Here is an 18,194-nt window from a genome sequence, read left to right as displayed (position 1 = left end):
GCGCCTCGGGGGTCTACGGTCTGTGCCCATGGGGAAATGGCGCGACGGCAGCGGGACACTGACGGTCGGAACGGACGAGGACGTGCGGGAGGTGCCGCTGCGCATCGCCGCCTCCTACCGGGCGCGGACGCGGGGCCTGCTCGGGGTGGACGGCGTCGACGGGGCGCTGTTGATCACACCGTGCGGGAGTGTGCACACCTTCCGGATGCGGTTCACCATCGATGTGGCCTATCTGGACCGGAAGTTCAACGTCCTGGCGGTCCGCACGATGAAGCCGGGCCGCCTCGGGCTGCCCAGGCTCCGTGCCCGTCATGTGGTGGAGTCGGAGGCCGGGGCGATGGAGCGGTGGGGGCTGCGGCCGGGGACCCGGGTGCGGGTCTCCGTGCCCGTCACGGAAGTTTCGCCGCCTGTGCGGTGACGAGGGAGGCGGGGATCTCAGGGGTCTTCGCCGTGAGGAAGTCCGCCGCGTAGAAGGTGACGACCGTCGACCCGGTCCGTACGAGGTGGAAGACGAGCGGGACCTTGGCCCCGGCCAGGCTGCCCGTCACCTGGTAGGCGAACGAGTCCTGCCCCGCCCGGGGCGCGGACAGCGCCTTGACCGCCGTGTAGGTGGACGGCCCGTCCTGGCTCGTCGCGCGGAACCCGCCGGCGCAGGCCTTCACGGCGGCCCGGACCGAGCTGAGCAGTTCCTCTGCGCCGCCGGCGGGGTGGGAGGTGAGGATCTCGGTGACGACGGTCTGGTCGTCCTTGCCCTCCTCGGTGGTGTCCATCGCCGTACGGAAGACGGTGGCCGTGGGGGCGGGTTCGGGCGAGCCGTTGATGATCGCGGTGATCGGCCGGCAGGCCTCGTCCTCGGACTCCTCGGTGCCTCGTTCGTCGGCGCCCTCCAGCGGGGCGATCGCGTAGTCCGGCAGCTCGCCCGTCTTCAGGGCCACCTCGGCGAGTTCGGCCTCGGTGAGCGTTTTGCCGCTGCTGCTGGGCTTCGGGGCGGCGGAGGAGGCATCGGGCGCGGCGGTTCCGGTGCCGCCGGCGGACTCGGTGCCGGGGTCCGCCTTCTGCGAGGCGGCGGCCTTCTTGTCCGGGCCCTTGTCCTCGCCGCCCTCCGGGCCACAGCCGGTGGCCGCCAGGCAGAGGACGAGCGCGCTCGTCGCCACGACAGTGGTACGTACCTTCATCGCTCACCGCTCCTGACCCGCTGTGCACCGGATGAGCACGCTAACAACCGGGATGCCCCCGGCGCGTGGGTCCGTGGACCCAACTCACGGCGGCCCCGGCCCCAGCAGCGTCCATGCCCCGTAGGCGGCGGAGGCGAGGGCCAGAGCGGCGACGACCGTGGCCGTGCGCGCCGTCGTACGCAGTCGTGCCAGCGCGACGGCCGGCGGCAGGAGCAGCGGGAAGGCGGGCATCATCAGGCGCGGCCGTGAGCCGAAGTAGCCGGAGCCGATGAGCGAGATGACGACGATCCCGATGCCGTAGACGAGCACGGGCAGCGGCTGGCGCTGCCGTACGCACAGGAGGACGAGCCAGCCGAGCAGTCCGAGGGCCGCGCACAGCCCCAGGGCGGCCGGCAGCGGCAGACCGAGGATGAACGCGGCGAGCGCCCGGCCGCCGTCGATGCTGTTGCCCCACTGCGCCTGCACCTCGAAGTACGCGAGGGGGCTGCCCTGCCGTACGCCGACGAACACCACGTACGCCAGCCAGCCCAGCGGCGCCAGGCAGACCCCGAGCAGCATGCGCGCGTTGCGCCGGAGCAGGCCCTGCCGGTCGCCCCGCCCGCTGTCGCGTACGAGGACGGCGGCGGCGGTGAGCGCGAGGGCCGCGATGAGCGCGGCGGCCGACGGCCGGGTCAGCCCGGCGAGCACGCAGAGCGCGCCCGCGGTGATCCAGCGGTCCTTGAGCACGGCGTACAGGGACCATGCGGCGAGCGCGGTGAACAGGGTCTCGGTGTACGCCATCGACTGCACGAACGCGGTCGGGTACGCGCCCCACAGCGCGGCCAGGAGCACCCCGGTGCGCCGCCCGTGCAGCCTGGCCCCGACGGCGAAGATCCCCCAGGCCGCGACGAGCCCGGCGATCCAGGCGATCGTGATTCCGGCGCTCTGCGGGGTGAGCGGGGTGACCGTGGCGAGGCCGCGTTCCAGGGCCGGGAGGAGCGGGAAGAACGCCAGGTCGGGGTGGACGGTGCCGTCGGGGAGGGTGGCGGTCCAGCCGTAGCCGTTCTCGGCGATCCGCTGGTACCAGACGGAGTCCCAGCGCCCGCCCAGCAGGTGCGGCGCGTCCTTCCCCGCGGCCGACGCGGCCACCCAGAAGACGAGGAGCCCGACGGCCCGGACCGCCGCGTAGGCGCCCAGCGCGGGGGCCGCGACGGCGAGCTGTGCCGCGGCGCGGTGCCGGGTGCTGCGTGGTTCGGGCGCCGCCGGGCGGAGGCGCGTCTGCTGATCGGGCATGCGGCCGATTATGGTCCCGCGACCGTACGGACCACCAAGCCGGGCCGGGCGGGGGCACAGCTCAGGTCGTGCAGGTCACCGGGCCGGGCCGGGCGGAGGTGCTCCTCGCGTCGTGCAGGTCACCGGGCCGGGCCGGGCGGAGGTGCTCCTCCGGCTCGCAGTACTTCCGCGTGTGCGTTGCGCCGGGTGCCGAGCTCCCGGCCGACCAGCGGGGCGACCGTGCGGATCAGCTTCAGCTGTGCGGAACGCAGGACCCGTAACGTGCTGTCGTCGGCCCAGCCGGTCGTGGTGGACCACTCGTAGCCGGAACCGACCACCTCGCTGGCGAAGGCGATCTCGGTCGCCAGCAGGGCCCGCGCCCAGTCCATCGGGTCCAGGGACTCCTTCTCGGCGAGGGCGCTGCGGATCGACATGCCACGGCGGCTGAGGTCCTCCGCGCTGTCGAAACCCATGGCCACGGCGAACTCCTCCGTGCACCGGGCGGGTCCGCACCATTCCATCAGCCCGTGCTGGAGCAGCCGGGACTCCTCGTCGGTCATCGTCAGTTGCTCAGCCGTGGGCACGCGCCGTCACCTTCCGGTTGCGGCCCGGCCCGGCGCCGTGGGGGTGCGCCGGGACGGGCGTCGATCACCTGCAGCGCAGACGTTATTGACCCGGCGGTCGCCCGTCTTGGGCCCAGGGGCCCAACCCGGGACCTCAGCGGTCCCGGCCCGCCGGGAGCTCAGCCGCGGACGCTCTCACCGCCCCTCCCGGCGCTCCTCGTACGAGAGCTCGGTGAGCACCTCGACCCGGGCCCTCGGCAGGTGCTCCATCGGGGCCTCGACGGCGTCCACGACGAGCACCGGGGGTTCCTCCTCGCCCTCCAGCAGACGCGCCCTGGTCGCCCGGCCGTCCGGCCCGACAGCCCGGTACACCGACGGCCGCGCTCCGGGCGCGGGATGCAGGACGGTCGTACGGAGCCGGGCCGCGAGGCGCGAAGCCGCATCCGCCTCGGACGGCGGCGAGGTCACCGCGGCCCGGCCCCTCAAGGTCACCCGGAGGGCCGGATCCGCGTGAACTTCGCCGCCATCACCGGACCGAGTTCCTCGACGATCGCGTGTCCGGGCTTGCCCGGGAAGGGCAGGTGCTCCAGGAACGAGGTGTCGATCACCTCGTCGATGCCGGGCACTCCGCGCGCGCTCTGCTCCTCCAGGAACGTGAAGGTCCGGCGCCAGTCGGGCGCGTCGGCATCGGCGCCGAGGTAGGACCGCACGGTCTCCTGGGTGACGTCCCAGAAGAACACGTGGGGCAGCACGGTGCCGTTCTCGTTGAACACGTGCGACTCGTAGAGATCCTCGAACTCGGGGATCCGCGAGACGAGATCCTGCACCAGCTGTACGTCCGCGGTCGTCGGCACCCGTCCGGCCACGGCGTCTCCTCAGTCGTCCCACGGCAGCCGCACCGGGCGCCGGTGCCACCACCAGCCCCGGTCGGCGACGGCGGAACCCGAGCGGGTGAGGCGGCCGAGCAGCGCGCCGTCGTCGCTCTCGGTGCCCTGCCGGAACACCTCGTCGAGCTCCGCGACGGCCCGGCCGACCGGCTCCCGCTCGGGCCCCGCGATACCGGCCAGCTCCTCCAGGCGGTCCCGGGTGCGCAGGTCCTCGACGTACAGCTCGGCGGTGTAGTGCCCGCCCGGCGACCATCCGGCCTCGATCCGGCGCACGAGGCGTTCCCAGAGCAGCAGTGCCTCGCGCGCCCGGTTCACGTTGCCGGTGGCCGGCGCACGGCCGTGCGGGTCACTCGCCGCCGCGTAGGCGTCGGTGACCGGGGTCTCCACGTGCTGCTCACGCAGGATCTCGGCCAGCACCTCGACCCGGGCCCCCGGCAGCTGGTCCATCGGGGCCTCGACCGCGTCGACCACCAGCACCGGAGGATCCTCGTCCCCCTCCAGTAGACGCGCCCGGGTCGGCGTCCCGTCCGGACCCACCGCCCAGTACGCCGAAGGGGCCTTCTCCCGCGCGGGGTACAGGACCGTCGTACCGAGTACACCGGCGAGCCGTTGGGCCGCCTCCTCCTCGCCCGGCGGGGCCGCCACCGCGTCCGAGGCGGACACGTCCCAGGCGAGCGCCACGTCCCCGGCCACGGAGTGGTAGGAGCACAGGACCGGGGCGTCCCAGTTCCTGTCGTCCGCCTGCCCGTCCTCGTCGGCGACATCCACATCGGTGGCCGGTACGCCGAGTGCTCCGGCCAGCGCCGGCGCCATGAGGTGCGGCGCGGGCCGGTGCACGGTCAGGAACGTGTAACTCGCGGTCATGAATAGGTCCCGTCGTAAACCTTCTTGGCCTTCTCCACCACCTCAGGATGGTCAGCAAAGCGCGGGTTCCTTGTCAAAGCGGGCGAATCCGTCTTGCCTCCCGCCTTGGCGATCTCCTTGAGCGCCGCGTACTCGTTCCTGTCGAGTTCCACGAGCCCCTTGCCGGAGATCGGGAAGGTCCGGCCGTTCTCCTCCACGCCGTACTTGCGCCCGTTGATCTCATAGGCGCTGCCGTTGTCGACGAGCTTGCCCTTGCCTTCCGCGATGCCCTTGATGTCGTTGGTGATGTCGGCCTCGTTGCCCTTGAGGATGACGGTGTTCTTCTCCTTCACCATGCCGTTCCTCGCGCCCGCCACGGTGTGCCTCGGATGCGGCGGCTTGAGTTTCTTGCCGGCCGCGGGCCCCTTGACGCTCGGGTCGGTCTCGAACTCGCAGTCGTTGTTGTGCACCAGCGCGCTGGCGGCGCCGATGCCGACGTAGTACGCGTGGATGCCGTCGATCGAGAGGTCGTGCGTGGTCTGCCGCTCCGTGTAGCGGGAGACTCCCGTCACCACGAGCGACCTGCCGTCGGGAAGCCGGAGGCGTTCGCCGGCCACGATCTCGCCGGCGTCCACCCAGTCCTGCCGGCCGTTGAGCCAGAAGGGGTGCGTGTCGGTGGCCGTGATCCGGCCGGCCGAGGTGCTCAGCCGGGTGAAGTGCTTGTCGTCGTGGGTGGTGAAGGTCTCCGACACCTGGCGCACCGCGGAGACACCGCGCACCGGATCGGTGGCGACCACCGTGTCCCCCACACGCAGGGACTCGATGGGAACCCGCCTGCCGTCCGCGACGAGTACCGGGGTGCCTGGCGGGAAGCTGTGACTGACCGGGCACGTCCGCGGCTTGTCGTCCTTCTTGGGCGGGTCCTTCTTCTCCGCGTCGAGCTTCGCCTTCGCGTCGTCGAGCTTCTTCTGAGCGTCCTTGACCTTCTTACGGTTCTTGATCAGATTCTTCAGACCGTCATAAAGATCCCCGCCATGCTTCTTCAGCTTCTTGATCAGATCGACGGCCTTCTTCCACTTCCACGGCGCCCCGTACTTCGCCGCGAGCTTCCCGACCGCACCACCCACCAGACTCAACAGCACATTGATCAACGTCTCCGTGCACGCACCCATGTCCCCCTTGGTGATGCAGTCCAAAGCGTCCGTGATCCCCAGCTCGTCCGCCAGGATCTTCGCCAGCTCCTTCGCCGCCTCGATCGCCTGGTCCGAACTGTCCTTCTCCGCCTTCTGCGCGTCCTGCAGATCCTTCAACGCCGCGTCGTAATCAATCTGCGACTGGGACTTCGGCCCACCACCGTCCGAAACCGGATCACCCTCACCCGCCGGACCATCCGCAGTGACATCCGTGTCCCCACCGCCGTCACCACACCCACCACCGCCACCGATCCGGCAGACCTGCGCACTGATCTTCTCCGTCAGCTCCGCACCGATCCCCGTCGCCACCAGAGCGCCGACGATCGCCACCACCACCAGCACGAGACCCAGATACTCGATCGCACCCTGACCACGCTCACCCCGACGCGACCCGCGCAACCCGAGCAACCGCACCCCCGTCCGGGGCACACACCCCCGCGACCAACGGCGCAACCCACCACGCACATCCCCCGGACCAGTCATACCCCCGACGCTAACCACCCCACAGGGCAACGGTCTTGGGCCCCCGGACCCAAACCGGCGGAAGCCGCGCCCAAAGGTGCCCCGCCCCCGGTCGTCTCGGGTGCCGGACCCGGCGGAGGGGGCTCGGCACGCCGTGCGAGGGTTTCGAGCGTCCGTACGAGGCGTACGGCGGCGTGGACAGCGTGGGAGAAGGGTGACAGCGGATGGCCGGTTCATCGGTACCGACGGCGGAGGAACGCACGGAGCAGCCTCCGTCCGGCGCGCCCGCCCCACGGCCACGGCTGGTCCGCGATCTCTCCCTCTCCGCCGTGCTGGCCGGCGTCGTCGCGGTCGTCGTGTCCTACTCCGGCCCGCTGGTCATCGTGCTGTCCGCCGCCCGTGCCGGGCACCTGGACGCGGGGCAGACCGGTTCCTGGATCTGGGCGATCTCGATCGGCAGCGGGCTGACCTGCATCGCCCTAAGCCTGCGGACCCGTATGCCGGTCATCACCGCCTGGTCGACTCCGGGTGCCGCCCTGCTGGTCACCAGCATCGGTTCGTACGCGTACGGCGAGGTGATCGGCGCCTTCGTGGTGTCCGGGGTCGTGATCGCCCTGATCGGGGTGACCGGGATCTTCGGGCGGCTGATGCGGCTCGTGCCGGGCGCGGTCGTCTCGGCCATGCTCGCGGGCATCCTCTTCTCGTTCGGCGCGGAGGTGTTCACCTCGCTCGAGCACACCCCGGTCATCGCCGGGTCCGTGCTCCTGGCCTATCTTCTGGGGAAGCGGTGGCTCCCCCGGTACGCGGTCCTCCTGGCGCTGGTCGCGGGGGTGGTGTGCAGTGCCGCGAGCGCGAAGCTCCATGTGCGGCTGGACCATGTCGGTCTGGTGCAGCCGGTGTTCACGATGCCCGCCTTCTCGGTGGCCTCGCTGGTCGGGATCGCCGTCCCTCTGACCCTGGCGACGCTGGCCTCCCAGAACGCCCCCGGCGTCGGCGTGCTGTCAGCGTCCGGATACCGCCCCGATGACCGGCTCCTCGTCGGCTCCACCGGCCTCGTCTCGGCGGTGCTCGCCCCCTTCGGCTCGCACGCGGTGAACCTCGCGGCCATCACCGCCGCGATCTGCACGGGCCCCGAGGCGCACCGCGATCCCCGACGCCGCTACGTCGCCGGGGTCGCCTGCGGCGCCGTGTACCTGGTGGTGGGGGCGTTCGGCTCGACCCTGGTGGCGTTCTTCGCGGGCCTGCCGAAGGAGCTGGTCGCCGCCCTCGCCGGGGTCGCGCTCCTCGGCGCGCTGTCCGGTGGCCTGACGGGCGCGGTACGGGAGGAGAAGGACCGGGAGGCCGCCCTGATCACCTTCCTGGCCACGGCGTCGGGCGTCACGCTGTTCGGCATCGGCTCGGCGTTCTGGGGGCTGGTGTTCGGGGTCGCCGCCCACGTCCTGCTCAACGGCCGGCAGCGCCGCGGAGACCGGCCCGCCACCGCCGGTCCTGCGGAGCCCGCGCTTCGGCAGTGATCACGCGGGCGTCCGGAGGGGTGCGGGGCGGCCCGGCACCGCGGGCGGGGCCGGTGGAGCGGCCCGGCGCCGTGGGCGGGGCCGCCGTGGGGCGGGATCAGCCGACTTCCGCGACCTCGACGCCGTACTCCCGACGCAAGTCGTCCACCAGGCGCTTCCTCCCGGCTCGCACCACACCGCGGGCCCACCAGGTCTCCTCCGGAATCCGGGGGAAGACGTCCGGGAGGAGGAGCGCGCGGAACCGCTCGTCCAGTGCTTCCACCTCCGCGCGGAGGCCGGCGAGTTGGGGGAAGCTCTGCAGTTCCTCAGCGGTCAGGGCCCGCTCCAGCGAGTTCCTCGACGTCAGGTCGTTGAAGTAGTCCTCGGCGTCCCCCCGGTACCCCTGCTCGCACTGGTCGACGAACGTCGACCAGCGGCCCAGGAGCGCCTCGGGACCGGTGTCGCGCCACCGTCCCGACGCGGCGACGAAGCGCGAGAACTCGTCACGGAACCGACTGTCACCTTGAGTCATCGAGCTGCCTCGTTCGCGAAGTATGCGGCCGGGTCGTCCGGCCGGAAGTAAGTCGTGATGGTGTTCCCGTTCCTCATCCCGATCCTCCCCTGAGCGTCCAATCGAATCACGACGCCGTCGCTGCGGACGGCCTCGCGTGCACCGGGCGGCAGGCTCGCCGGGTCCATCAGGTTCTCGGCATCCGCCACGTACCTGTCGAACCCGTCGGGCGTGTCGTACTCCGGCATGTCGGCCGTGCGCGTGGGATTGCCCGCGTCGTCGAGCCCCAGCACATGCTTGTCGTACTTCTCGTCGGCGACCCCGGGCCGGAACCCGCAGTTGTTGTTGTGCACCAGGACCGGGGTACCGCCCGCGAACACGTAGTACGTGTGGATGCCGGCGACGGTGAGGTCGTACGTGGTCTGCCGCTGGGTGTAGCGGGAGACGGCAGCGACCGTGAGCGCGGTGCCGGCCGGGGTGCGGAGCTCGGCTCCGGGGCGGATCTCGCCGGCGTCCACCCAGCCGCGCCTGTCGAGGGACCAGAACGGGTGGGTGTCGGTGGCCGTGAGTGCGGAGGGCCCCGTCGGCGTGCGGAACACCAGGCGCGTGAAGTGCTTGTCCTCGTGGGTGGTGATCAGCCGCTCGACAGCCCGTGCCCCTGTCAGGCCCGTGCCCGGGTCCGTCGCGGACACGAGTGAGCCGACTGCGACCTTCTCGATCCCGATACGGCGGCCGTCCGCGAGCAGGACCGGAGTGCCCGGAAGGAAGCTGTGCTTGACCGGACAGGTGACCGGCTTGTCGTCCGGCTTGTCGTCCTTCTTGGGCGGGTCCTTCTTCTCCGCGTCGAGCTTCGCCTTCGCGTCGTCGAGCTTCTTCTGAGCGTCCTTGACCTTCTTACGGTTCTTGATCAGATTCTTCAGACCGTCATAAAGATCCCCACCATGCTTCTTCAGCTTCTTGATCAGATCGACGGCCTTCTTCCACTTCCACGGCGCCCCGTACTTCGCCGCGAGCTTCCCGACCGCACCACCCACCAGACTCAACAGCACATTGATCAACGTCTCCGTGCACGCACCCATGTCCCCCTTGGTGATGCAGTCCAAAGCGTCCGTGATCCCCAGCTCGTCCGCCAGGATCTTCGCCAGCTCCTTCGCCGCCTCGATCGCCTGGTCCGAACTGTCCTTCTCCGCCTTCTGCGCGTCCTGCAGATCCTTCAACGCCGCGTCGTAATCAATCTGCGACTGGGACTTCGGCCCACCACCGTCCGAAACCGGATCACCCTCACCCGCCGGACCATCCGCAGTGACATCCGTGTCCCCACCACCACCGTCACCACACCCACCACCGCCACCGATCCGGCAGACCTGCGCACTGATCTTCTCCGTCAGCTCCGCACCGATCCCCGTCGCCACCAACGCGCCGACGATCGCCACCACCACCAGCACAAGACCCAGATACTCGATCGCACCCTGACCACGCTCACCCCGACGCGACCCGCGCAACCCGAGCAACCGCACCCCCGTCCGGGGCACACACCCCCGCGACCAACGGCGCAACCCACCACGCACATCCCCCGGACCAGTCATACCCCCGACGCTAACCACCCCACAGCCAGGCAGTCTTGGGCCCTCGGACCCCAATGTTCCTTTCGTTCAGGGCCGTTCGGACCTTCCGATCCCTCTCGGGGCCCAGCCCCGGACCGGGCCTGCGGTGAGGCAAGTTGGGCCCGTCTTTGGGGCCGAGGGCCCAGGTCGGGCGCGCCTCCTCTCCGTACATTCACCACCCTGAGGACAACAGGGCAGGCATGGCGAGAGGGTGAACCGTGAGCGGTGGCAGCGACTGGGGACGTGGAATCCCGGGCCATGTGCCGCCCGGTGCGGGCGGCGGCGGGGACGGCTGGTTCTTTCCGCTGAGCCGCAGCTGGGCCGCCGGCGCGCTCGTCTACGTACTCGCCGGGTACCTGATGGCACGGGCCCTCGTCGAGACGCTCGCGACCGACGAACGGCTCGACGTCTTCGGCTGGCGGCTGGCCCTGTTGCATCTGCCCGCCGTCGTCGTCACCGTGCTGACGGTACTCGCGGCGGCCCGGGTGCTTCCGGACCGCCAGCGCGAGTCGCGCGCCCTCTACTTCCTCGGCGCACTCGCCGTCCCCGTCGCCGGACTCGCCTTCGGCTATGTCGTCACCTGGGACGTCGTGGGCACCGAGGGCGTGCTGATGCCGGCGGTCGCGATGGTCACGGGCTCGGCCGTGGGCCTGGCCCTGGACCGGCTGATGGAGGACAGGGGCTCGGACTCCGCGTCCTCCCCCGCGTACACACGCTCGTACAACTGGCGGGACAACGGCGCCACGGCCACCGAGTACCTCGGCGTCGTCGTGCTGGTCGTCGCGCTCGTCGCCGCGCTCGCCATGGCCGGTGTCGGCGGCCGGATCGGCGACCGCATCCGCTGCGCCATCACCTCGCTCACCGGGGGCGGCGGCGGCAGCTGCGCCACGGGCGGGGACGGCACGGCGAAGCCCAAGACGGACGCGGACTACGAGCCCAAGCTGTGCCAGGTCTCCAGCATCTCCGACACGGCGGGCGGCAAGGTCAAGATCGGCTGGTTCGAGTGGGGCGAGGAGTACGGCTTCCAGCAGAAGGTCGCCCAGGCCAACACCGATGTGAACGAGGACGGCAAGGTCGACGAGAACGACAAGCTCGTCTACATGACCTTCACCGACGCCGCGTCGGCGGGCGTCAACGCCAGTACGCCGGGCGTCAAGCTCGGCAGTCTGGGGAAGGCGGACATCGACATCGGCGGCGGCATCAAGATAACCAACGGCGACACCTGGGTGTTCAAGAGCGAGGAGGACGCCCAGAAGATGCGGGACGACATCGAGGAAATGAAGATGTGGGAGACCTCGATGACCCACGGCAGCGCCTACGGCGGCAACTGGTACTCCGGTATGAAGTGGGCGGACAAGAAAGAGGACATCGAGAAGAAGATCGGCGACAAGAAGATCTCCTACTCGACCATCGGCCTGAACGTGTACGCGGACGGCGGCCTCTCCATCAAGGCGGGCGACGAGGACAAGCTCGGCGCCAAGCTGGGCGGCAAGGCGAAGTTCTCGCCGGACGTCACGATCACCAAGGACGACGTCAACGGCAACGAGTCGTACACCTACACCGCCAAGCTGGAGCTGGAGGGCAAGGTGGGTGGCAACGCCGGGCCGCTGGGCGGCACCGCGGGCGCCAAGGACACGAACACCGGGGCCATCACGGTCACCCGTGACCAGAAGACGGGCAAGATCGTCCGGATCGACATGACGAAGACCGTGGAGAAGACCTCGACGTCGGACAAGGGCGAGGTCGCCGGCGACAACGGCAAGAAGGACGACGACAAGCGCGGCGGCAAGGGCAACGTCACCGACTCGTCCGGGGACACGGGCATCGAGGTGCAGACGAACTCGATCGTCTTCGGCAAGGAGACCGACGAGGCCACCGAGGCCAAGCGGGCCATAGCGGAGACCTGGCTCGACGGCTCGGGCAACAACACCGCCCCCTTCGAGTACATGTTCGGCGACAAGTCCCTGGACAAGAAGCCGGAGGGGAACGACCCCTTCGAGCAGATGATGTTCCAGGACGGCCTGTCCAGCACGATGCAGTACCACGGCGAGACCGACGCCCAGGAGTTCGGCTTCGAGGTCTCGCTGGGCATGAGTCTCGGATTCTCGATCTCCGACGAGCACAAGAAGGAGACACTGACGGACGCGCAGTTCCTCGGGGCTCCGCAGGGTGACAAGCGCTCGTACCTGCCCTACAGCTACTGCGCACGGTGAACACGCTCGACGAGAGGCGATGACGTTGACGAACTCCAAGGCGCTCGGTGCGGCGGCAGCCGCCGTCCTCGGCCTGACACTGCTCAGCGGCTGCGGTGGCGCGGACACGGCCACGGTCCCGGACGGCTGGGGCACGCTCGACACGAAGAGCGTGTCCGTCGGCTACCCGAAGGACCAGGGGTACGCCCCGCAGCCGGCCTCCGAGCGCAGCGAGGCCAACGCGGCGGTCGCGCTCAAGGAGGAGAAGGGGCTGCGCACCGGCATGGTCTCGGTCCAGCTGGACTTCGCCACCGGGGTCGGCGACGCCGCCGAGGCCGCGGCGGCGGCGGGCGCCGGGATCGGGCTCGGGGCGACCCGCGGGGAGACCGAGGACGTGCGGCTGGCCGGCGAGGAGAGCGCCCGCGAAGCACGCCGGATCGACTACGAGTTCACCTCGACGGGCGAGGAGTCGACGCCGGTGAAGGGGACGCGGATGACGGGGGTGGTGGTGGCCGGGGTCGACTCGAAGGACGTACCGTTCGCCATCCGGGTCAACGCGGTCAAGGGTGCGCTGAGCCCGGCGGACCTCGACGCGTTCGTCGCTTCCATCACCGTCAAGTAACCCGTTCCGGAGCCGAGTTCATGGACGTACTGCCCGGTGGCACGGCCACCTTCCTGCTGCTGTTCGGCCTGTTCCTCGGCGCGTTCGCGGTCCGCTCCGGCCTCCGGCTGCTGCGTGTGGTGCGGCTCGTCCGGAGCGGCGAGCGCGCCGAGGGCCGGTGCTCGGACCGGCGTGTGATCGACCGGGGCTCCGGTGCGGAGAACCGTTACCGCACGGAGTACGTCTTCGCCTTCCGCACCCCGGACGGCCGCGAGGTGGAGTTCACGGACCACGCTCCGGGGCCTTTCGGCTTCGAGGTCGGAGCGCCGGTGCGGGTGTCGTTCGACCCGGCGGACCCGGAGCGGCGGGCGACGGTGGCGGGGCCGGGGGCGTGGGGGCCGGTGCTGATGCCGACCGTGTTCGCTGGGGTGCTCGGGCTGTTCTCGCTGGGGCTGCTGATCGCGTTCGCGGCGATGGTGGCGGGCTGAGCGGAACCGGAGGCGGGTGACCCCGGAGCGGGCCCGTCAGAGCTTGGCCCGGTCGAAGGGCGTGGCGAGCGGATCCAGCGCGCCCGTCGCCCTGAGCCGCGTGTTGACGTCGATGACGGTCTCGGCCGACGGCGTCCGCGTGCCGCCGTACGTCAGGTCGATGACCAGCCCGCCGTTCGCGGCCGGTGTGCTGGTGCCCGGCAGCCCCTCGGGGGCGAGCGCCGCCCGTCGCTCGGAGAGCCAGACCGCATGGCCGCAGCGCGGGTCGTTGTTCCGCAGGCCGAAGTGCTCGGCGACCGTCCTGTACAGCGGCCTGTCGTACACCTGCCCGGCGTCGATGTCCCACTCCTCGCCGATGACCGCCAGGATCTCCGGGGTGCGCCGGACGACGTCCGCGTCCTCGTCCACCGTGTGCGAGCGGAGGATGACCGAGGCGGAGCGGCTGATGTACGGGGAGAGGCCGCCCGCGCGGACGTTCGAGGTCGCCTTCGCCGCGTCCTGGTTCTGCGCCCACAACGACCCGCCGTAGCCCACCACGCCGAGGTCCGGTCCTGGGTTCTCCCGTACGAGGTAGTCGGCCAGCGCCGGAACGGTGGGGGTCAGCAGGGGATCGGCCGGGACACCGTCCCCCGCCTCGTGCCACCCGTGGAACGTGCCCTTGTCGATGTCCTCCAGCCGCGCCAGCGTGGCGTTCCACCGTGCGGCGATGGCCTGCGGGTCCTCTTCGCGGGCGCCCCAGAAACCGTTCACGACGACGTTCAGCACGACGTCCTCCTCTGCCTTCCCGACAGCGCCGGCGGGCACTTCTCCTGGTCCTTCACTCCGTCACCCCGGCTCGTGGTCATGCGTGTTGTTGCCCGTCCGGACGCTCTGCGTGAGCTTCCCGGTTCCGTACCGGGCCCGCGCCGGTGGTCCGCCGGGGCGTCGCCTCAGTCGGTGGCGTACTCAGGTGCCAGCGCCACGGCGAAGAGCACGACCGGCTCCTCCTGGTCCATCTGCCCGACGCCGACCCCGACCGTGCGCCCGCCCACGTCCCAGGTCTGTACGTCGCCGAAGTAGCCGAGCTCGACGAGTGCCCCGAAGAACGGCGGCACCAAGGCGCCCGCCGCCTCGGACTCCTCGTACGCGTCGGCGGAGAGTTCGCGGTGCGGCCCCCAGCGCTCGTCGAGGGCGAGAACCACGCCCCAGCGCTCGGTCTCGAACGCCTCGTGCGCCGCGTCCATGCGCGCCGTGCGGCCGTCGCCGTCGGCCTCGCCGTCCTCGGCGCCATCGGCTCCGGCTCCGGCTCCGTAGAAGTCCTCGCCGACCCGGAGCGCGACGATCGCGAAGTCCTCGCCGGAGGCCGAGCGTCCGGGGTCGGCGCAGCCGGTCCAGGGTGGCGCGTACGGACCTGTCCGCAGCGCCACGATCGCGGCGATGTCGCCGCGCACCCTGGACCTGAGCTCCAGCGCCTCGCTCACCAGGCCGGCCGGGGCGCCGAGGCGGTCAGGGGCTCCAGAGCGCCCGCGCCCGCCAGCGCCCGCTGGGCGGCCTCCACCGCTTGTGTGGAGCGCCCGGAGTCCAGCACCAGCCCGCCGCCCGTGGTGGTGTGCCGCGCGCCGGGCAGGTCCTCGGGCACGAGGGCGGCGCGGTTGGCGGAGAGATACGTAGCCCAGCCGCAGCGGGGCTGCGAGTTGCGGAGGCCGAAGGCCGACCTGATCGCGTTGAACAGCGGGCGGTCGTAGGCGAGGCCGGTGTCGGCCTCCCAGGACTCGGCCAGGGCCGCGAGGGCGTCGGGCAGCCGGCCGGCCAGCGGATGCGCGCTCCCGGCGGTCGCGCCGGACGCCGGGAAGAGCTGGAGGGTCGCGGTGAACGGTGTGTACGCGTCGCTGCCGCCCCCCTTGGCCCGCAGATAGGCGTAGGAGCCGTCCGGCCACGTCCCGACGACGGCGGCCTGCCTGCCGAGGATGTCGGCGTCCTCCTCCGGGCCTCCGGCCTCCACGACGGCGGCGAACTCCCCCGTGCCGGCCGGGACGGGGGCCCCCTTCCCGTCCTCCGCGTCCCAGCGCCAGCCGACCGGGTCGGGCGCCGACAGCTCCGTCAGCCGGCGGAGCGCCTCCAGCCAGCGCACCGCCAGCTCCCGGGACGATTCGGGCCGGGGGCCCCAGGACACCTTCACTACCACTTCGCCGGACATTCGTGCCTCTCCGCCCTCGTGCGTCCGCTGCCGCTACTTCTCCACAGCAGTGTGCTTCACGATCACATCCACGTCGGCGTCGTCGAACGCCTTCTGCGCCGCCTCGGCGACCTTCGGATTGGAGAAGTTCCACTCGACGGGCTTGCCGCCGGCGGCGCGCACCTGGCGTTGTGCCTGCTCCACGAACTTCGCCGCCTGCGCCGGCTCCAGAGTCCCGTCGGGCCGGACCTTCTTGCCGTACCCGAACTTAGCCTCCTTGTACGTCTGCGAGGCGGAGTCCCAGCCGTCGAAGTCGACGTCACGGCCGGTCTCGGGGTCCTTGACGGCGTACTCCTTGCCCCGCTTCACGCCGGAGACCTGCTCCTGGTAGCGCATCCAGCGCTCCATGCTGGGCCAGTACGCGACGGACTTCTTGGCCTTCCACGTGCCGTCGCCCAGATCCTTCGAACCCTTGCGGGGGTTCTTCAGGTCTCCGTACCAGGACGGCTTGGCCCACTTGGCGACCTTCTTGCGGCTGGCCTCCTTCGCCGCCGCCTTGGCCGCGTCGGCGTCCTTCTGGGCCTGCTCGGCGGCGTCGATCTCCTCCTGGCTGACCCCGTCGCACTCCGTCTCCGCGCCGAAGAGCGCAGGGACGCCGTTGGCGCGGTACACGGCAGGGGTGCCCGCCGCCGCGTTCACGCCTCCGGCGTACGACGGCTGCGGCCGGCCCCCGCCGAGCGGCCCCGAGCTGATCAGGCAGCCCTTCTCCGCCAGCCTGTCGGCCGCGTCGTCGGCGTGCTCCTGGGCCTCGTCCGCGGCCTTCTTCGCGCCGTCGACATCGCCCTTGCCCGCGGCCTTGCGTGCTCGCTCGGCGGCCTTGCCCGCCTTCTGGGCGGCCTCACCGAGCTTGCCCAGCTTGCCGAGTTTCCCGAGCTTGCCCAGCTTCTGGGCGATCTTGGCCTCGCCGTAACCGGGGATGAAGAGCGAGCCGATGTTCCACACGACGGTGGTGCCGGCCCGGGTCTTCTCACCGTTGTTCCACTGGTCCTTGACCTCGTCGCCGATGAACATGTCGTCGAGCACGGTCAGTCCGGTGTCGACCGAGGAGCCGCCCCAGTCGGTCAGGGCATCCCAGTAGTCGCCCTTACGCCACTTGTCACCGGCGTCCTTGGTGCCCTCCGACCACGCGTCGCCGAGCGAGCCGCCGTAGTCCTTCAGCCCTTCCCAGGTGCCGGGAAGGTCCGTGACCGTGTCCCAGATCCCGGTGAGGTCGCCCCAGATCCCGTCGACGAAGAGGCCCTGGCCGACCTGCTTGACCTTGTCCCCCGCGCACGAGAAGAAGGCCCCGAACCCGGAGAAGCAGTCCTCGTCCTCCTTCTCCTCCCCCTCGTCCGACGCCTCTTCGTCGTCCTCCCAGCCGGGCTCGTCCTCGGCGGCCTCGGTCTTGTCGTCCTCGGTCTCGATGGGGCCGGTGCCGATGGGCCGGGTCTCGGTGCCGCCGGTGGTGCCGCCCGTTTCCCCGCCGGTGCCGTTCGTACCGCCTGAGTCCCCGCCGGTCGTGCCGCCGGTGCTGCCGCCCGTTGCGCTGCCCGTGCTGTCGGTGCCGCCCGCGTCCCCGCCGGTGACTCCGCCCGTGGTGCCACCGGTGCCGTCCGTACCGCCTGAGTCCCCGCCGGTGGCGCCGCCCGTGGTGCCGCCGGTGCCGTCCGTACCGCCCGCGTCGGTGCCACCGGCATCCGTACCGCCGGTGTCCGTACCGCCCGCGTCGGTGCCGCCCGTGTCCGTACCGCCGTCGGTCGTGCCGTCGCCGGCCTCCACGGTTTGCGATCCCGCACCCGGCGCGGGGCAGGAGCTGCCTGTCAGCGAGCAGATGGCGGCCTGCAAGCCGTTGGTTATCTGCCCGCCCACACCGCCCAGTGCCAGCGCGAGGATGATCGCCGCCACTACGGTGATCAGCCCGAGGTACTCCATCGCCGACTGGCCCCGGTCCCTGCGCCACGTGATCATCCGCGAGAGCGAGAAGCGGGGTTCCTCGTGGATCTCCCGGTGCGCACCGTCCAGCCGGAACCACTGCCGGCTCTCCGCCCGGCTCAGAAAGACCAGGATCACCAGGGGCAGGAACATCTGGGTCAGCCCGCGCAGGGAACCGTCGCGCAGACTGGACATCCCGCCGAGGAGCATCCATATCTGTACGCCGACGAGCCCGCGCCAGACCCACACCCCGCCGGTCCACGCCCTGCGCGCGAGGACCCACCCGGTGACACCGGGCGCGGCGCCGTACGCCGCGAGCGCCAGCATCGTGCCGTCCAGGACATCGGCGCTCGCCGCCGTGAGCAGCAGCCCCACACCGCCGAACACCGTGATGGCGAACAGGACGTGGACGAGGATCCGGGACACCCTCAGCAGCTGAGGCATGTCCTGGCGCTCGGCAACGGGCGGCTGCCAGGAGCCTCCGAAACCGGGAGTTGACCCCACGGTGGCCATGTTCGACCTCAACTCGTCTCATCGTGACGCTATTTGGCCGATAACCGTACGACGCCGACCCCCTTGAGCGCCTGGGCCCAGGGACCCAATCAGGACCTACCGCCACGGCGAACCAGCCGAAATCGCTACCGGGGCAGCACCACCCACGACTTGGAGCCCAGTTGCGGCCGTTGTGCGCCGCAGACACCCCACGCGCCGCCCCAGTCGTCCACCACGGCGCCGCGCAACCGGAGAGCCTGGCGGCGGCGCCCGTCACACCGGAGAACCCGCCCCCGATCGTTGCGTACCCCCG

Annotated in this window: 18 protein-coding genes; 5 read left to right on the top strand and 13 right to left on the bottom strand. The window is 71.1% G+C overall.

Going from position 1 to position 18,194, the window contains the following annotated elements; translation table 11 throughout:
• The first annotated feature begins 28 nt into the window (after positions 1-28).
• A complete protein-coding gene (locus AMK10_RS03845; protein WP_073744707.1) occupies positions 29-418 on the top strand; it encodes a DUF192 domain-containing protein in 390 nt (129 codons plus the stop codon).
• On the opposite strand, the gene AMK10_RS03840 is transcribed toward AMK10_RS03845, so the two are convergent.
• From AMK10_RS03840 to AMK10_RS03810, 7 genes are all read right to left on the bottom strand, one after another.
• Complete coding sequence (locus AMK10_RS03840; RefSeq protein ID WP_073744705.1) at positions 390-1,175, bottom strand: hypothetical protein; 786 nt, start codon at positions 1,173-1,175, stop codon at positions 390-392. The genes AMK10_RS03845 and AMK10_RS03840 overlap by 29 nt on opposite strands.
• An 84-nt stretch (positions 1,176-1,259) precedes the next feature.
• Positions 1,260-2,447: a hypothetical protein gene (locus AMK10_RS03835; RefSeq protein WP_073744703.1), complete on the bottom strand. Its 1,188-nt coding sequence runs from the start codon at positions 2,445-2,447 to the stop codon at positions 1,260-1,262.
• Positions 2,448-2,566: 119 nt separating this feature from the next.
• Positions 2,567-3,010: a hypothetical protein gene (locus AMK10_RS03830; RefSeq protein WP_241839469.1), complete on the bottom strand. Its 444-nt coding sequence runs from the start codon at positions 3,008-3,010 to the stop codon at positions 2,567-2,569.
• Between the two features lie 174 nt (positions 3,011-3,184).
• Positions 3,185-3,457, bottom strand: coding sequence for a hypothetical protein (locus AMK10_RS03825; protein WP_073744701.1), 273 nt, complete (start codon positions 3,455-3,457; stop codon positions 3,185-3,187).
• Between the two features lie 20 nt (positions 3,458-3,477).
• Complete coding sequence (locus AMK10_RS03820; RefSeq protein ID WP_079180606.1) at positions 3,478-3,855, bottom strand: DUF7674 family protein; 378 nt, start codon at positions 3,853-3,855, stop codon at positions 3,478-3,480.
• Between the two features lie 9 nt (positions 3,856-3,864).
• Complete coding sequence (locus AMK10_RS03815) at positions 3,865-4,740, bottom strand: hypothetical protein (protein ID WP_073744699.1); 876 nt, start codon at positions 4,738-4,740, stop codon at positions 3,865-3,867.
• Positions 4,737-6,311 (bottom strand): Flp family type IVb pilin, encoded by a 1,575-nt coding sequence (locus tag AMK10_RS03810; RefSeq protein ID WP_158070862.1) that lies wholly within the window; start codon positions 6,309-6,311, stop codon positions 4,737-4,739. Before AMK10_RS03810 ends, AMK10_RS03815 begins: the two co-directional genes overlap by 4 nt.
• 287 nt (positions 6,312-6,598) lie before the next feature.
• Between AMK10_RS03810 and AMK10_RS03805 the strand changes: the two genes are divergently transcribed.
• Positions 6,599-7,888, top strand: coding sequence for a benzoate/H(+) symporter BenE family transporter (locus AMK10_RS03805; RefSeq protein WP_073744695.1), 1,290 nt, complete (start codon positions 6,599-6,601; stop codon positions 7,886-7,888).
• 97 nt (positions 7,889-7,985) lie between these two features.
• Here AMK10_RS03805 and AMK10_RS03800 read toward each other — a convergent pair whose 3' ends face one another.
• Both AMK10_RS03800 and AMK10_RS03795 read right to left on the bottom strand, forming a co-directional pair.
• Positions 7,986-8,399, bottom strand: coding sequence for a hypothetical protein (locus AMK10_RS03800; RefSeq protein WP_198959615.1), 414 nt, complete (start codon positions 8,397-8,399; stop codon positions 7,986-7,988).
• Complete coding sequence (locus AMK10_RS03795; RefSeq protein ID WP_073744693.1) at positions 8,396-9,595, bottom strand: Hint domain-containing protein; 1,200 nt, start codon at positions 9,593-9,595, stop codon at positions 8,396-8,398. The genes AMK10_RS03800 and AMK10_RS03795 overlap by 4 nt, the downstream gene beginning before the upstream one ends.
• 605 nt (positions 9,596-10,200) lie before the next feature.
• On the opposite strand from AMK10_RS03795, the gene AMK10_RS03790 reads away from it, so the two are divergent.
• Genes AMK10_RS03790 through AMK10_RS03780 form a run of 3 tightly spaced genes read left to right on the top strand, consistent with a single transcriptional unit; the run spans position 10,201 to position 13,263 of the window.
• Positions 10,201-12,195 (top strand): hypothetical protein, encoded by a 1,995-nt coding sequence (locus tag AMK10_RS03790; protein ID WP_073744690.1) that lies wholly within the window; start codon positions 10,201-10,203, stop codon positions 12,193-12,195.
• A gap of 19 nt (positions 12,196-12,214) precedes the next feature.
• Entirely contained in the window at positions 12,215-12,796 is a 582-nt protein-coding gene (locus tag AMK10_RS03785; protein ID WP_073744688.1) for a hypothetical protein, read from the top strand.
• Positions 12,797-12,816: 20 nt separating this feature from the next.
• Positions 12,817-13,263, top strand: a complete 447-nt coding sequence (locus tag AMK10_RS03780; RefSeq protein ID WP_073744686.1) for a DUF3592 domain-containing protein — start codon at positions 12,817-12,819, stop codon at positions 13,261-13,263.
• Between the two features lie 36 nt (positions 13,264-13,299).
• On the opposite strand, the gene AMK10_RS03775 is transcribed toward AMK10_RS03780, so the two are convergent.
• From AMK10_RS03775 to AMK10_RS03760, 4 genes are all read right to left on the bottom strand, one after another.
• A complete protein-coding gene (locus tag AMK10_RS03775) occupies positions 13,300-14,028 on the bottom strand; it encodes a hypothetical protein (protein WP_073746032.1) in 729 nt (242 codons plus the stop codon).
• Positions 14,029-14,192: 164 nt separating this feature from the next.
• Complete coding sequence (locus AMK10_RS03770; RefSeq protein ID WP_241839468.1) at positions 14,193-14,723, bottom strand: hypothetical protein; 531 nt, start codon at positions 14,721-14,723, stop codon at positions 14,193-14,195.
• Entirely contained in the window at positions 14,720-15,439 is a 720-nt protein-coding gene (locus AMK10_RS03765; RefSeq protein WP_073744684.1) for a hypothetical protein, read from the bottom strand. Before AMK10_RS03765 ends, AMK10_RS03770 begins: the two co-directional genes overlap by 4 nt.
• Positions 15,440-15,472: 33 nt before the next feature.
• Positions 15,473-17,902: a restriction endonuclease fold toxin 5 domain-containing protein gene (locus tag AMK10_RS03760; RefSeq protein WP_073744682.1), complete on the bottom strand. Its 2,430-nt coding sequence runs from the start codon at positions 17,900-17,902 to the stop codon at positions 15,473-15,475.
• Positions 17,903-18,194 lie beyond the last annotated feature (292 nt).

The organism is Streptomyces sp. CB02058, from assembly GCF_001905505.1.
Classification (GTDB): Bacteria; Actinomycetota; Actinomycetes; order Streptomycetales; family Streptomycetaceae; genus Streptomyces.
Note: the sequence above shows the minus strand (reverse complement) of the source record. Positions and strands in the feature narration are given on the sequence as shown.